Here is a 12,655-nt window from a genome sequence, read left to right as displayed (position 1 = left end):
CGCGGCTCGCGACGGCGGGTCTCGCGGGAGGAACCGGCGCCTCCGCCTCGCCGCTGACGTAGCGGCGGGCCCGGGGAGGCTCGCGTCCTGGTTCACCCTGCCGAGACTACGCTCGGTATGTGCCGAAAGAGCACTTAAGGCAACGGACGGAGACAGAAATCGCCGGACGGGCGGTCTTGTGATCGCAGTCAAATTATTTCATACGAGCGTTCGCAAGACCGCCCGTCTTCCCACTCCCGGATCGGGGCGTTCTTTCTCAATGGCCAGACGCGACAAGCGGGCGTGGCAACCACCTTCCATTGCGATAAGGATGTGATATCAGGTGGCGCATGATCGATATGACCGACAAACCCCGCATCACCATCACCTATTGCACCCAATGCAGCTGGCTTCTGCGTGCCGCATGGATGGCGCAGGAGCTGCTCTCGACCTTCGGCCAGGATATCGGCGAAGTGGCGCTCATCCCCGGTACCGGCGGGATATTCGAGATACGCGTCGGCGAAGAGCTGATCTGGGAACGCAAGCGCGACGGCGGCTTTCCCGAGGCGAAGGTCTTGAAGCAGCTGGTGCGCAATATCGTCTGGCCGGAGCGCGATCTCGGCCATTCCGACCGGAAGAAGGACGACTAAAACCGTTCTTTGCTGGATGGGATTCGCCAAGCGCCCTCGTCCTTCGAGGCTTCGTTCCGCTTCGCTCTACTCCGCACCTCAGGATGAGGGCTATTGCAGCATTACCGACCCTTCACCCTCATGGTGAGGTGCGAGCGGAGCGAGCCTCGAACCACGAGGGGGAAGGACCGTGCCTCTGTTTCCATTCACCTGTCTACTCGTCCTCGACGACGCGCAGCCGCAATTGTCCGGTTGCGCTGCTGGCCGGCGTGCCATCGGCGGGTTTGGCCGGTGCGTGCGGTGCATCCTCTTCCGGCTTTTCGCCGAATTCCAGCGCCTCGATCTTCTCGCCGCGCTTGGTCACCTTGTTCGACGAGACGAGAATGTCGTCGATATCCTTGTTGGCCTGCAGGAAATGGCCCTGCAGTTTGCGCACCCGCTCGTCGAGGCGCGAGACGTCCTCCATCAGCCGGATCACCTCGCCCTGGATCAGATGCGCCTGCTCGCGCATCCGCGCATCCTTCAGCACCGCCTGGATCACCTGGATCGACAGCATCAGGAGCGACGGCGAGACGATGACGATGCGCGCGCGGTGCGCCTTTTGCACCAGCCCCTCGAAATTCTCGTGGATCTCGGCGAAGATCGATTCCGACGGCACGAACAGGAAGGCGGTCTCCTGCGTTTCGCCCTGGATCAGATATTTCTCCGATATGTCGCGGATATGCACCTCGATATCCCGGCGGAACTGGGCGATGGCGAGCTTTTTCGCCTCCGGCGTTTCCGCGTCGCGGATCGCGCTCCAGGCTTCGAGCGGAAACTTGGCGTCGACGACCAGCGACGGCATGCCGTTGGGCATCCGCACCACGCAGTCGGGCCGGTTGCCGTTGGAAAGCGTCGCCTGGAATTCATAAGCGCCCTGCGGCAGGCCGTCGGCAATGATCGCTTCCATGCGCGACTGGCCGAAGGCGCCGCGCGTCTGCTTGTTGGCAAGGATCGCCTGCAACTGCACCACCTGGCCGGCCAGCGCCTGGATGTTGTTCTGCGCCGTATCGATCACCGCCAGCCGCTCCTGCAGCCTGGCGAGGTTCTCGTGGGTGGATTTGCTCTGCTCGGTCATCGTCTGGCCGATGCGGCTGGTCATGCCGTCGAGGCGCTCGCGGATCGACTGGTTGAGTTCGGCCTGCCTGGCGCCGAAAACCTCGGCCATGGTCTGCATCCGGCCCTGCATCTCGGCCTGGCTCTTGAGAATTTCCGCCATCCGCATCTCCGCGTCGCGGGCGCGCTCCGCCGCCTGCGCCTCGGCAATGGCGCGCGAACGCGCCGAGCGCCATGCCGCGATGAGAAAGAACAGCGCGAAGAACACGACGACGCCCAAGCCGGAAAGCAGCGCTTCGCCGACGGAAATCACATGTACGCCGAGCTGGAACAGCGGCGCTGCAAGAAGATTGGCGGTGTCCATGGCCGGAGCCTAGCCGATTCGCGTGGGAGATGTGAGATCAAAAGGAGAACGGGAATATGGGAATAGGGCAGTAGGGGAATAGGGGAATAGGGATGGAAACCGGCCAGACTGGATGGACTGTATTTTTCTTCTGCCCTACTCCCCTATCCCTTACTCCCCTCTCTTCCATTGACGCCCGCCATCCGAGCGATTAGGTGAAAACCATGTCTATAAAGCCGCTTGTCATCCTTCCCGATCCCATCCTGCGCCAGGTGTCGAAGCCTGTGGAGCGCATCGACGACCAGTTGCGCTCACTTGCCGACGACATGCTGGAAACGATGTATGACGCGCCGGGCATCGGCCTTGCCGCCATCCAGGTGGGCGAGCCCTTGCGCATGCTCGTCATCGACCTGTCGAAGGAAGATGAGGAAAAGGCGCCGCATGTCTTCATCAATCCCGAGATCGTCTCGTCCGCCGACGAGCGTAGCGTCTATGAGGAAGGCTGCCTGTCGATCCCCGATTATTATGCCGAGGTCGAACGGCCGGCGAGCGCGCGCGTGACTTATCTCGACCGCGAAGGCAAGCACCAGGAAATCGCCGCGGAGGGATTGATGGCGACCTGCCTGCAGCACGAGATCGATCATCTGAACGGTGTGCTCTTCATCGACCACATCTCCAAGCTCAAGCGCGACATGGTGGTGAAGCGGTTCAAGAAGCTCGCCAGGGACCGTCCGCCAAGCCGGCTTGCGGTCTGAGCCATGTCGCTTCGCATCATTTTCATGGGCACCCCGGAATTCTCCGTTCCGGTGCTGACTGCATTGATCGGCCAGGGCCACGAGATCGCCGCGGTCTATAGCCAGCCGCCGCGCCCCGCCGGACGTCGCGGGCTGGAACTGACGAAATCGCCGGTACATGAGAAGGCCGAGCAGTTCGGCTTCGAGGTGCGCACGCCGAAAAGCCTGAAAAGTGCTGAGGAGCAGGAGAGGTTCCGCGCGCTTGAAGCCGATGTGGCGGTGGTGGTTGCCTATGGCCTGCTGTTGCCGCGACCGATCCTCGAAGGCACCAGGCTCGGCTGTTATAATGGCCACGCATCGCTTCTGCCGCGCTGGCGCGGCGCCGCCCCGATCCAGCGCGCGATCATGGCCGGCGACCGCGAAACCGGCATGATGATCATGAAGATGGACGAGGGGCTCGATACCGGGCCGGTCGCCATGGTCGAGAAAGTGGCGATCACGCCTGACATGACGTCGGGCGAATTGCATGACCGCCTGAGCATGATCGGCGCCGACCTGATGGTCCGGGCTGTGGCCGCACTTGAGCGTGACAGCCTGACGCTGAAGCCCCAGGCGGAAGAGGGCGTCACCTATGCCGCCAAGATCGACAAGGCGGAAACCCGCATCGACTGGTCGCATGATGCGCGCGACATTCACAATCGCATTCGCGGCCTTTCGCCTTTCCCGGGCGCATGGTGCGAAATGGAGATCGGTGGGGTCCCCGCCAGCGACCGAAGAGAGCTTAAGGGCGGGGCAGACAAACCGGAGCGGGTCAAGCTGCTGAAATCGATGCTGGCGGAAGGAAATAGTGCACCGGGCACGATCCTCCCCAGCGACGGGCTGACGATCGCCTGCGGCGAAGGCGCGGTGCGGCTCACGCTCTTGCAAAAGGCTGGCGGCAAGCCGCTTGGCGCCGCGGAGTTCCTGCGCGGAGCGCCGATCACGCGGGTTTTCTGATGCTCGCGGCTTTCCGACGTGTCACCCCCCTCTGCCCTGCCGGGCATCTCCCCCACAAGGGGGGAGATTACACCTTCATGGGCGTTCGGCACCAATCGCCGACGTTGCAGAACGAGCGCCGTGCACCATGTCAGCCAATCTCCCCCCTTGTGGGGGAGATGGCCGGCAGGCCAGAGGGGGGTGTGAGCGCGGCGTTCCCGTTAAAACCGGGACGGCTTTAACATGCCGCGCTACAAGCTCACCATCGAATATGACGGAACGCCCTATGCCGGCTGGCAGCGGCAGGAGAACGGCCACGCGGTTCAGGCCGCGATCGAACAGGCTACGGCCAAATTCTGCGGCGAGGCCGTGACGCTCGGCGCCGCCGGGCGGACGGACGCCGGCGTGCATGCCTTAGCGCAGGTGGCGCATGCCGACCTGAGCAAGGATTGGGGCGCGGCGAAGGTGCGCGATGCGCTGAATGCGCATCTGGTAGCAGCCGACGAGCGCGTCGTCATCTTGAATGTCGAGCGTGTGCCGGAGAGTTTCGACGCGCGGTTCTCGGCCACTGCCCGTCATTACCTCTACCGCATCGTCAATCGCCGCCCGCCCATTGCCGTCGAGGTCAATCGCGCCTGGTGGGTGTCGAAGCCGCTCGATGCCGATGCGATGCATAGGGCCGCCCAGCGTCTTCTCGGCAATCATGATTTCACCACCTTCCGCGCCGCGCAATGCCAGGCGAAGAGCCCGGTCAAGACGCTCGACCGGCTGGATGTCGTGCGCAGGGGCGAACTTATCGAAATTCGCGCTTCGGCCCGTTCCTTCTTGCACAATCAGGTGCGCTCGCTCGCCGGCAGCCTGATGGAGGTCGGCGTCGGCCGCTGGACGGACGATGATCTGGTCGCAGCGCTCGAAGCGCGCGACCGCAGCGCCTGCGGACAGGTCGCGCCGCCTTATGGGCTCTATCTTATCAAGGTCGATTACGAACGGGTCTGATAGAGGGTGTCATGGTTTAAATTGAAACACTGGCAGGATAGGGCCCCTTGTTCTGCCGTCATTCTCGGGCTTGTCCCGAGAATCTGCCATAAGAAGAAGAAGAAAAGTGATTACCGTCCTGACAGGCCATAGGTCGTAGATTCTCGGGACAAGCCCGAGAATGACGGCGAGGGGGAGGCTATTTTCAAGCTAGCCCTGACAGACTAATGCAACAATGTACTGTCGGCGGCGGCGGGATAATCGATGCCGAGCAGGTGCTGGAGCATGATGGTGATGAAGATCGATCCGATGAAAAGCACGGCATAGAAGGGCAGCGCGAAGGCATGCGGCCTTTGCAGTGCCACCTGCGTCAGGCGGTAGGAAAAAACGATCGACACGCCGAACAGCATGATCGAGATCAGCGCCATGATTTCGTTCGACATCGGGAAGAACAGCCGCAGCAGCGTCACGGGAACGAACAGCCAGGCGATCAGTGCCGTTCCCCAGTTGGACGCGATGACGTAGGGCGCGAAGCGCCGCGAGATGCCGATGCGCTTGGCGAGAAGGCCGATCGCCACGATCGGCAGCACCCAGGAGATCATATCGACGGTCGCGGTGCGCAGCACGATGCTGAGCCGCAGGGCGGCCTCGTCATCGCCCCTGGCGAGATCGGCGGCATAGGCGACCCATCCGGCGAAAAGCGGCGGTACCGCGACCAGCATCGCATAAAAGGACTGCCAGAATCCCTCCGCCGATATGTCGAGATGGACAAGACCATCCGGCCGGCCGCGCATCATGCGCCAGCTTCCGTAGAGATAGCGATGGATATCGTCGAGCGTCGGCATGGAATGGCTCACGCAAAGAAATCCGCTAGGAAACGTTGATAGATTCTGGTCAGCATTTCCAGATCGGACAATGCAGCACGTTCGTCGATCATGTGCATGGTCTGTCCGACCAGGCCGAATTCCACGACCGGACAGTAATTCTTGATGAAGCGGGCGTCGGATGTACCGCCGGAGGTGGAAAGCTGCGGCTTGCGCCCGGTAACGGCCTCGATCGACGCGCTGAGGGTGCCGATCAGCCTGTCGTCGCGTGTCAGAAACACCGGGCTCGGCCGGTCGCGCCATAAAAGCTCGTAGGCGATCGGCGTTTCGCGTCCGGGCCGCAGCCTGTTGCTCGCCGCCGCGTGATCGAGACGGTTATGGATCTCGGCCATGATCGTCTCCCCCGTCCAACTGTCGTTGAAGCGGATGTTGAACGACGCCGTCGCCTTCCCTGGAATGACATTGGTCGCCGGATTGCCGACATCGATGGTCGTGACCTCGAGATTGCTCGGCTGGAAATCCCGGGTGCCTTCGTCCAGAACCGGATCGAGCAATGCTTCGACCAAAGTGACGAGGCCGCGCACCGGATTTTCGGCGAGATGCGGATAGGCGGCGTGCCCCTGCACCCCTCGGACGACGATGGTGCCGGAGACCGAGCCGCGCCGGCCGATCTTGATCATGTCGCCCAGTCGGTCCGGATTGGTCGGCTCGCCGACAACAGCGGCATCCCAGCGCTCGCCCCTGGCCTTGGCCCAATCGAGCAGTTTCGCCGTCCCGTTGATCGCCGGGCCTTCCTCGTCGCCGGTGATGAGGAAGGAGATGCTGCCCTTCAACGGGCCGTTTTCCTCCACATGGCGGGCGACGGCCGCGGCAAAGCAGGCGATGCCGCCCTTCATGTCGACGGCGCCGCGCCCGTAGATTTCGCCATTGTCGATCGCCGCCGAGAAAGGCGGATGCTTCCAGGCGCTCTCGTCGCCCGGAGGCACGACATCCGTATGGCCGGCAAACATTAGATGCGGCCCATTGCCGGGCCCGTCACCGGCCCCATCGCCGGAAAGCCGGGCATAGAGATTGTCGATATCAGGCGTGCCGCTTTCCGAGAACACCGGTTGGTCTATGGAAAAGCCGAGCGGTTTCAGCATGTTGGCGAGCGCAGTCAGCGCGCCGCCTTCGGCTGGCGTTACCGAGGGACAGCGGATGAGGACCGCGAGGTTTTCGACGGGATCAACAGGCAATGTCATGGTCCGATTGTCATTACAGGAGTCGTGGCAAGGCTGCACCAGCTATTTTCATCGGGCCGCGCCATTGCCGCTCGATAGGCCGTTTGCCGGGTTGTATGGGCCATTATGATATGAACTGACATATAAATTTAACTTGACCTCACTGTGACAGCCATCGTTAGTTAACGGAACTTTACCAAAGAAGCCCGGCAAACGGGCCACGTTGTAACGACGATAAAAGGGGAACGATCGATGCGCAAATATGCGGTCGTGGTGTGTACGGCAGCAATGCTTGCCGGTTCAGTGGGAATTGTCGAAGCGGCACAGCGGCTTTCCGCCGGCGGCGCGACCAGCATCCCCTACGGTCATATGGAGTTCTGTCAGCGCAACCCCGGCCAGTGCGGAGCGCACCGCGTTCTGCACCCCGTCGCGATGACGAGCGCGCGCTGGAAGAAGCTTCAGCGGGTCAACCGGTCGGTCAATGCCGCAATCAAGCCGAAATCGGATTTCGACATCTACGGAAAACGCGATTACTGGACGCTGCCGACCAAAGGAATGGGTGATTGCGAGGATTATGTGTTGCTGAAGCGGGCGAAGCTGCTGGCCTCCGGCTTTAGCGCATCGCAATTGCTGATCACCATGGTCCGAAACGGTGGCGAGGCCCATATCGTCCTCACCGTCAGGACGGCCAATGGCGATTTCATCCTCGACAATTTGCGCAATGAAATCCTCCCGGTCGAGAAGACCGGCTATCACTATGTGAAGATGCAGGCGGAGAACAATTCCGGCCGGTGGGTCGCCATATCAGGCCGCGCCGCCAAGATCGCGTCGAACTAAAGCAAGTCCAGGAAAAGTGCAAAGCGGTTTTCCGTCCGGACCTTGCGTCGGCAAAAAGGTCAAGTCCAGGAAAAGTGCAAAGCGGTTTTCCGTCCGGACCTTGCGTCGGCAAAAAGGTCAAGTCCAGGAAAAGTGCAAAGCGGTTTTCCGTTGCTTGTCACAGGATCCATGCCTCAGCGCTGCCGCTGCCACTACAATTGTCATGCTGCTGTCATGGAAATGGGGCATGTCGGCGCATCGTTTCCAACTGGATTCGCCCAGCGCAAGGCGATCGTTCTCGATTATTGAACGCTCCATTAGAACACACTGTTCAGAACATCTGAACAATGATAGCCGAGTAACGATCCTGTGAGAGCTGAACTATTCAGTAACTAATTGATTTCATACATGAAAATTTATGATTAGTAAGCCGGTAGCGGAATTTCAAGCGCACAAAAGCGTGAGCGATTGAACATTTTCGTTATTGGAATTCCCAACCATTGTCTCCCATCTGCGCTTTATCGGAACGGCGTCCTCCCCAACGCAGCCGTTTTCGAGAAAAGTTCAATGGAGATAGAATATGAAGAAGATTGCTTTTGCTGCTGCTGCCCTCGTTCTGAGCGCCGGCGCCGCCTTTGCCGAAAATCCTGCCGTCAGCACGCCTGCCGATCTCTATGCCAATGACAGCACGCCTGCCGTTACGCAGAAGGTCGATTATGCCGCTCCGGCTTCGATCGGCAAGTCCGTCGTCGATCAGACCAATCCGGCCGCAAATCGTTTCGGCGATGCGTCCCCTGCCAACCAGCAGTAATCCACACCGATAACCGATCTCCCCGGCGGATGGCGGGTAACGCCTCCGGCGCGTCAGGTTTGCCTGGATGCGGCCCGCCATCCAATGGGGCGATACGTCGAAAGGAAGACTAAAATGAAGAAGATCGTTCTTGCCGCTGCCGCCCTCGCTCTGAGCGCCGGTGCAGCTTTTGCAGAAAACCCGAATTTCGGCATCCCTGCCGACCTCTATGCCAATGACCATACGCCGTCAGCGCATAGCCGCGTCGACTACACGCCGACCGCGAGCATCCACAGGAAGGCTCCGGAGACCACGGTCAACGCGACCAATCCCGCAGCCAACCGTTTCAGCGACGCGTCTCCCGCAGTCGGTGAATAAGGAACTGAGACGGTAGGCATGTCGTCCTCCAGTCCGGCTGCCTGATAACCGTCTTGGGGCTGGTATTGAAAAGCGGCGAAGCCTGGCTTCGCCGCTTTGTTTTTGTCGGGAGCCTAGAGTTTGGATCGTTCCGGAATGGTCCTCGGGTCAAGCCCGAGGATGACGATTGCAGGGATGTTTTCCGCCAATCGCCAACGTTGGAGACAGGCGGAAACCTCTCCGGTTCGTCATCCTCGGGCTTGACCCGAGGACCCATTCCGGAACATCGCCATCCCGCCAGCGGTCAGACACTAATGCCATTGCTATCTAAAGCGACCCGATTCCATCAAAACAGGAACTGCTCTAAATCAGTCCCGCAGCAATTCGTTGATCGAAGTCTTGGAGCGGGTCTTTTGATCGACGCGCTTGACGATGACGGCGCAATAGAGGCTCGGGCCCGGCTCGCCATTCGGCAGGTTCTTGCCGGGCATCGTGCCTGCGACGACGACGGAATAGGGCGGCACCTCGCCATAGAAGATTTCACCCGTGGCGCGGTCGACGATCTTGGTCGATTTGCCGATGAACACGCCCATGCCGAGGACGGCGCCTTCGCGCACGATGCAGCCCTCGACCACTTCCGAACGCGCGCCGATGAAGCAATTGTCCTCGATGATCGTCGGTCCGGCCTGCATCGGCTCCAGCACACCGCCGATGCCGACGCCGCCGGAGAGATGCACATGCTTGCCGATCTGGGCGCAGGAGCCGACGGTTGCCCAGGTGTCGACCATGGTGCCTTCTCCGACATAGGCGCCGAGATTGACGAAAGAGGGCATCAGGATGGCGGAGGGGGCGATATAGGCCGAGCGGCGCACCACGCAACTGGGCACGGCGCGGAAGCCGGCCTTTTCGAATTCATGCGCGCTCCAGCCGTCGAATTTCGAGGGAACCTTGTCCCACCATACGGATTGACCCGGACCACCTCCGATGATCTCCATCGGATTGAGGCGGAAGGAGAGGAGCACGGCCTTCTTCAGCCATTGCTGGACGTGCCAGTTACCGTCCGCGCCTTTTTCTGCAACACGGGCTTCGCCGCGGTCGAGTGCGGTCAACGCATGTTCGACGGCATCGCGGACTTCGCCGCGGGTATGGGTGTTGATACCGTCGCGTTCTTCGAAGGCCTTGTCGATGATCTTTTCAAGGCTGGCAAGGTCTGGCTTGGACATTGGGAAGTCGCTCCTAAACGGACTGTTGACGATCCGCGGGCTAGGCTCCGTATCTTGGGCCGGCAGCCGGGCTTTCGCAGAAAATAGCTTAAGGCTGATAAGCGAAGGCGGCATGGGGGTCAATCGCCGGAGCGATTGCAATGGAGAAAGAAAAAGCATGAATCCGATGGAAAAGAACGGCTGGACGCCATTCACGCATTCAGGCGATGACGTCCGACATGCCGAGACGGTGCCCGATACGCCGCAGACCCGTGCGCCCGCCTACAAGCTTGCCTATGCCGACCAGGATTTTCTCACCCGCCGCGAACTGCGCCCGGTGCGGCTGCAGCTCGAGCTTCTGAAGCCGGAGATGATCTTCGAGGAGCGCGGCATCAAATCGACCGTCGTGCTCTTCGGCGGCGCCCGCATCCCGGAGCCGGGCGGCGAGGCATGGGCCGCCAAGAACGAGACGCAGAAGAAGAATCTCGAGGCCAATTCACGCTATTACGAGGAAGCGCGCAGCTTCGCGCGCCTGTGCTCGCAATATTCAGCCTCGACCTATTATCGCGAATTCGTCATCGTCACTGGCGGTGGTCCGGGCGTCATGGAGGCGGGAAACCGTGGCGCGACGGATGTCGGCGCGCCGACCATCGGCCTCAACATCGTCCTGCCGCATGAGCAGGCGCCCAACCAATATGTGACGCCGGATCTCTGTTTCAACTTCCACTATTTCGCCATCCGCAAGATGCATTTCCTGATGCGTGCCAAGGCTTTCGCGGTTTTCCCCGGCGGCTTCGGCACCATGGACGAACTCTTCGAAACGATGACGCTGATCCAGACCGGCCGCATGGAGCGCGTGCCGCTCCTGCTTTTCGGCAAGGAATTCTGGTCGAAGGCGATCAATATCGAATATCTGGCCGAGCAGGGCACGATCTCGCCCGCCGATGTCGAGCTGCTCACCTTTGTCGATACCGCCGAAGAGGCATGGGGCAAGATCAAGACGTTTTACGAACTTTGACCTTTCCCGCCCTGGGCCGGATATCCGCGCCGGCCTCGTCTTCGAGCGGACGCGGCGGGTGCACCCATGTCACCAGCACGACGGAGATGATCATCAGGAGATACCAGGAGCCGAGTTTCGACAGCGAGACCGGCACCCATTGCGCCTTCTGTCCGGGATAGAGCCAGGCCTGGGACCAGGTGCCGATATTCTCGGCAAACCAGATGAACAGCGCCACCAGCAGGAACGCCAGCAGCAGCGGCATGCGGTGGCGGAAGCGGAAGACGCGGTAGTGCATCACCGTCGGCCAATAGAGCAGCGCGGTGAAGGCGAACAGCGCCAGCCGCACATCCGGCAGATAGTGATGCGCAAAGAAATTGACGTAGATCGCTACGGCGAGGAGCGCGGTCGCCGCGAAGGGCGGATAGCGGTTGAGGCGGATGTCGAAGATGCGGTTGATCCGCGCCATATAGGAGCCGATCGCCGCATACATGAAGCCTGAAAACAGCGGCACCCCGCCTATGCGCAACAGATTGTGCTCGGGATAGACCCATGATCCGGCATGGGTCTTGAAGATTTCCATGATGGTGCCGACGACATGGAAGATCAGGATGACCTTGGCTTCCCCGATCGTTTCGAGCTTGAAGATCAGCATGCCGAGCTGGATGACCAGTGCCGCGATGAACAGGAAGTCGTAGCGCGACAGAAGCATATTGTCGGCATCGCTCCAGATGAATTTCGTCGCGATGATGAGGCCCAGCATCGCGCCGCCGAAGAGGCATGCCCATGCCTGCTTGAGCCCGAACACCAGAAACTCGACCAGCGCCCCGGAAATCCCGTGGCGCGGCATCCGGTCGAGCAATAGGTGCGCCGCCGCATCGATGCGCGCTTCGACCGATGTAAACCGTTTTGCGGCCTGCAATTACGCCGCCTTTTCCGACAGGATGTTTTCCAGGAATTCCGCCAGACTGTCTGTGACGTAGTCCACCTGGTCGGTATATTCAGGGTCGCTTTCCCATATTTCCGAGAAGGTCGGCTCGAAATTCTTCGGCACGATCAGCACGGTCTTCATACCGAGCGCCTTCGGCACGACGAGGTTGCGCGCGAGGTCTTCGAACATCACCGCGTGGCGGCTGTCGACACGGTGCAGGCCGAGGAACTTGTCATAGGTCTCGCGTGCCGGCTTCGGCGTCAGGTCCGCCGCGACGATATCGAAAATATCGTCGAAATCGTCGAGGATGCCCAATTGCCGCGCCGAGCGTTCGGCGTGCCCGCGATTGCCGTTGGTGAAGATGAATTTGCGGCCGGGGAGTTGCCGGATCGCAGCACCCAGCGCCGGGTCGGGCGCAAGCCAGGAATAATCGATATCGTGCACCTTCTCCAGGAAATCGTCCGTATCGATTTCGTAGCGCTCCATCAGGCCTTTCAGTGTCGTGCCATACTCATGATAGAACTGCTTCTGCACCATGCGCGCTTCCTCGCGCGGCAATTGCAGAAGCTGCGCGACATAGCTCGTCATCTTCACGTCGATCTGCGAGAACAGGTTCGAGGCGTGCGGATAAAGCGTATTGTCGAGATCGAAAACCCAGTCTGTGATGTGGGCGAATGTGTGGGCATCGGGTGTGTTGATCATGATATCCTTATGCCATGAATCGCTGGAAATGCCAGCCGTCCCACTCTTGCCTTCGCCGGCGTGGGGGTGCACAAGGTGGCGGCTTT

At 60.7% G+C, this 12,655-nt stretch carries 14 protein-coding genes; 8 read left to right on the top strand and 6 right to left on the bottom strand.

Going from position 1 to position 12,655, the window contains the following annotated elements; translation table 11 throughout:
- Window positions 1-338 precede the first annotated feature (338 nt).
- Window positions 339-629 (top strand): Rdx family protein, encoded by a 291-nt coding sequence (locus tag C5748_RS11225; RefSeq protein WP_105742204.1) that lies wholly within the window; start codon window positions 339-341, stop codon window positions 627-629.
- Window positions 630-822: 193 nt separating this feature from the next.
- On the opposite strand, the gene C5748_RS11220 is transcribed toward C5748_RS11225, so the two are convergent.
- The gene (locus tag C5748_RS11220) at window positions 823-2,067 is read right to left on the bottom strand and encodes a DNA recombination protein RmuC (protein ID WP_105742032.1); all 1,245 of its coding nucleotides are present in this window, start codon (window positions 2,065-2,067) and stop codon (window positions 823-825) included.
- Window positions 2,068-2,270: 203 nt separating this feature from the next.
- Between C5748_RS11220 and def the strand changes: the two genes are divergently transcribed.
- From def to truA, 3 genes are all read left to right on the top strand, one after another.
- Complete coding sequence (gene def / locus C5748_RS11215; RefSeq protein ID WP_105742031.1) at window positions 2,271-2,801, top strand: peptide deformylase; 531 nt, start codon at window positions 2,271-2,273, stop codon at window positions 2,799-2,801.
- 3 nt (window positions 2,802-2,804) lie between these two features.
- Window positions 2,805-3,776 (top strand): methionyl-tRNA formyltransferase, encoded by a 972-nt coding sequence (gene fmt / locus C5748_RS11210; protein ID WP_105742030.1) that lies wholly within the window; start codon window positions 2,805-2,807, stop codon window positions 3,774-3,776.
- Between the two features lie 222 nt (window positions 3,777-3,998).
- On the top strand, window positions 3,999-4,751 hold the full coding sequence (gene truA / locus C5748_RS11200; protein WP_105742028.1) for a tRNA pseudouridine(38-40) synthase TruA: 753 nt from the start codon (window positions 3,999-4,001) through the stop codon (window positions 4,749-4,751).
- Window positions 4,752-4,954: 203 nt separating this feature from the next.
- Here truA and C5748_RS11195 read toward each other — a convergent pair whose 3' ends face one another.
- Both C5748_RS11195 and dapE read right to left on the bottom strand, forming a co-directional pair.
- Window positions 4,955-5,575 carry a hypothetical protein gene (locus tag C5748_RS11195; protein ID WP_105742027.1) on the bottom strand — a complete coding sequence of 207 codons (621 nt, stop codon included), beginning with the start codon at window positions 5,573-5,575 and terminating at the stop codon, window positions 4,955-4,957.
- Window positions 5,576-5,583: 8 nt separating this feature from the next.
- Complete coding sequence (dapE, locus tag C5748_RS11190) at window positions 5,584-6,795, bottom strand: succinyl-diaminopimelate desuccinylase (RefSeq protein WP_105742026.1); 1,212 nt, start codon at window positions 6,793-6,795, stop codon at window positions 5,584-5,586.
- 231 nt (window positions 6,796-7,026) lie between these two features.
- Here dapE and C5748_RS11185 point away from each other — a divergent pair, with 231 nt between their 5' ends.
- From C5748_RS11185 to C5748_RS11175, 3 genes are all read left to right on the top strand, one after another.
- Window positions 7,027-7,611, top strand: coding sequence for a transglutaminase-like cysteine peptidase (locus C5748_RS11185; protein ID WP_245429008.1), 585 nt, complete (start codon window positions 7,027-7,029; stop codon window positions 7,609-7,611).
- Window positions 7,612-8,170: 559 nt separating this feature from the next.
- Window positions 8,171-8,401 (top strand): hypothetical protein, encoded by a 231-nt coding sequence (locus C5748_RS11180; RefSeq protein ID WP_105742025.1) that lies wholly within the window; start codon window positions 8,171-8,173, stop codon window positions 8,399-8,401.
- A gap of 114 nt (window positions 8,402-8,515) precedes the next feature.
- Window positions 8,516-8,758, top strand: a complete 243-nt coding sequence (locus C5748_RS11175) for a hypothetical protein (RefSeq protein ID WP_105742024.1) — start codon at window positions 8,516-8,518, stop codon at window positions 8,756-8,758.
- A gap of 347 nt (window positions 8,759-9,105) precedes the next feature.
- Here C5748_RS11175 and dapD read toward each other — a convergent pair whose 3' ends face one another.
- Entirely contained in the window at window positions 9,106-9,960 is an 855-nt protein-coding gene (gene dapD / locus C5748_RS11170; RefSeq protein ID WP_105742023.1) for a 2,3,4,5-tetrahydropyridine-2,6-dicarboxylate N-succinyltransferase, read from the bottom strand.
- 157 nt (window positions 9,961-10,117) lie between these two features.
- Between dapD and C5748_RS11165 the strand changes: the two genes are divergently transcribed.
- Entirely contained in the window at window positions 10,118-10,957 is an 840-nt protein-coding gene (locus tag C5748_RS11165) for an LOG family protein (protein ID WP_105742022.1), read from the top strand.
- On the opposite strand, the gene C5748_RS11160 is transcribed toward C5748_RS11165, so the two are convergent.
- Window positions 10,935-11,858: a DUF817 domain-containing protein gene (locus tag C5748_RS11160; RefSeq protein WP_245429005.1), complete on the bottom strand. Its 924-nt coding sequence runs from the start codon at window positions 11,856-11,858 to the stop codon at window positions 10,935-10,937. The genes C5748_RS11165 and C5748_RS11160 overlap by 23 nt on opposite strands.
- Window positions 11,859-12,569 (bottom strand): pyrimidine 5'-nucleotidase, encoded by a 711-nt coding sequence (locus tag C5748_RS11155; RefSeq protein WP_105742201.1) that lies wholly within the window; start codon window positions 12,567-12,569, stop codon window positions 11,859-11,861. It abuts the gene before it with no gap.
- Between the last annotated feature and the right edge of the window lie 86 nt (window positions 12,570-12,655).

This window comes from Phyllobacterium phragmitis (assembly GCF_002980495.1).
GTDB lineage: Bacteria > Pseudomonadota > Alphaproteobacteria > Rhizobiales > Rhizobiaceae > Paramesorhizobium > Paramesorhizobium phragmitis.
Note: the sequence above shows the minus strand (reverse complement) of the source record. Positions and strands in the feature narration are given on the sequence as shown.

Excerpts from the sequence above, each read along its gene's own strand:
- C5748_RS11175 (WP_105742024.1), top strand. The coding sequence starts at position 8,516 with ATGAAGAAGATCGTTCTTGCCGCTGCCGCCCTCGCTCTGAGCGCCGGT.
- dapD (WP_105742023.1), bottom strand. The coding sequence starts at position 9,960 with ATGTCCAAGCCAGACCTTGCCAGCCTTGAAAAGATCATCGACAAGGCC.
- truA (WP_105742028.1), top strand. The coding sequence starts at position 3,999 with ATGCCGCGCTACAAGCTCACCATCGAATATGACGGAACGCCCTATGCC.
- def (WP_105742031.1), top strand. The coding sequence starts at position 2,271 with ATGTCTATAAAGCCGCTTGTCATCCTTCCCGATCCCATCCTGCGCCAG.
- fmt (WP_105742030.1), top strand. The coding sequence starts at position 2,805 with ATGTCGCTTCGCATCATTTTCATGGGCACCCCGGAATTCTCCGTTCCG.
- C5748_RS11195 (WP_105742027.1), bottom strand. The coding sequence starts at position 5,575 with ATGCCGACGCTCGACGATATCCATCGCTATCTCTACGGAAGCTGGCGC.
- C5748_RS11225 (WP_105742204.1), top strand. The coding sequence starts at position 339 with ATGACCGACAAACCCCGCATCACCATCACCTATTGCACCCAATGCAGC.
- C5748_RS11165 (WP_105742022.1), top strand. The coding sequence starts at position 10,118 with ATGAATCCGATGGAAAAGAACGGCTGGACGCCATTCACGCATTCAGGC.
- dapE (WP_105742026.1), bottom strand. The coding sequence starts at position 6,795 with ATGACATTGCCTGTTGATCCCGTCGAAAACCTCGCGGTCCTCATCCGC.
- C5748_RS11155 (WP_105742201.1), bottom strand. The coding sequence starts at position 12,569 with ATGATCAACACACCCGATGCCCACACATTCGCCCACATCACAGACTGG.
- C5748_RS11180 (WP_105742025.1), top strand. The coding sequence starts at position 8,171 with ATGAAGAAGATTGCTTTTGCTGCTGCTGCCCTCGTTCTGAGCGCCGGC.
- C5748_RS11220 (WP_105742032.1), bottom strand. The coding sequence starts at position 2,067 with ATGGACACCGCCAATCTTCTTGCAGCGCCGCTGTTCCAGCTCGGCGTA.
- C5748_RS11185 (WP_245429008.1), top strand. The coding sequence starts at position 7,027 with ATGCGCAAATATGCGGTCGTGGTGTGTACGGCAGCAATGCTTGCCGGT.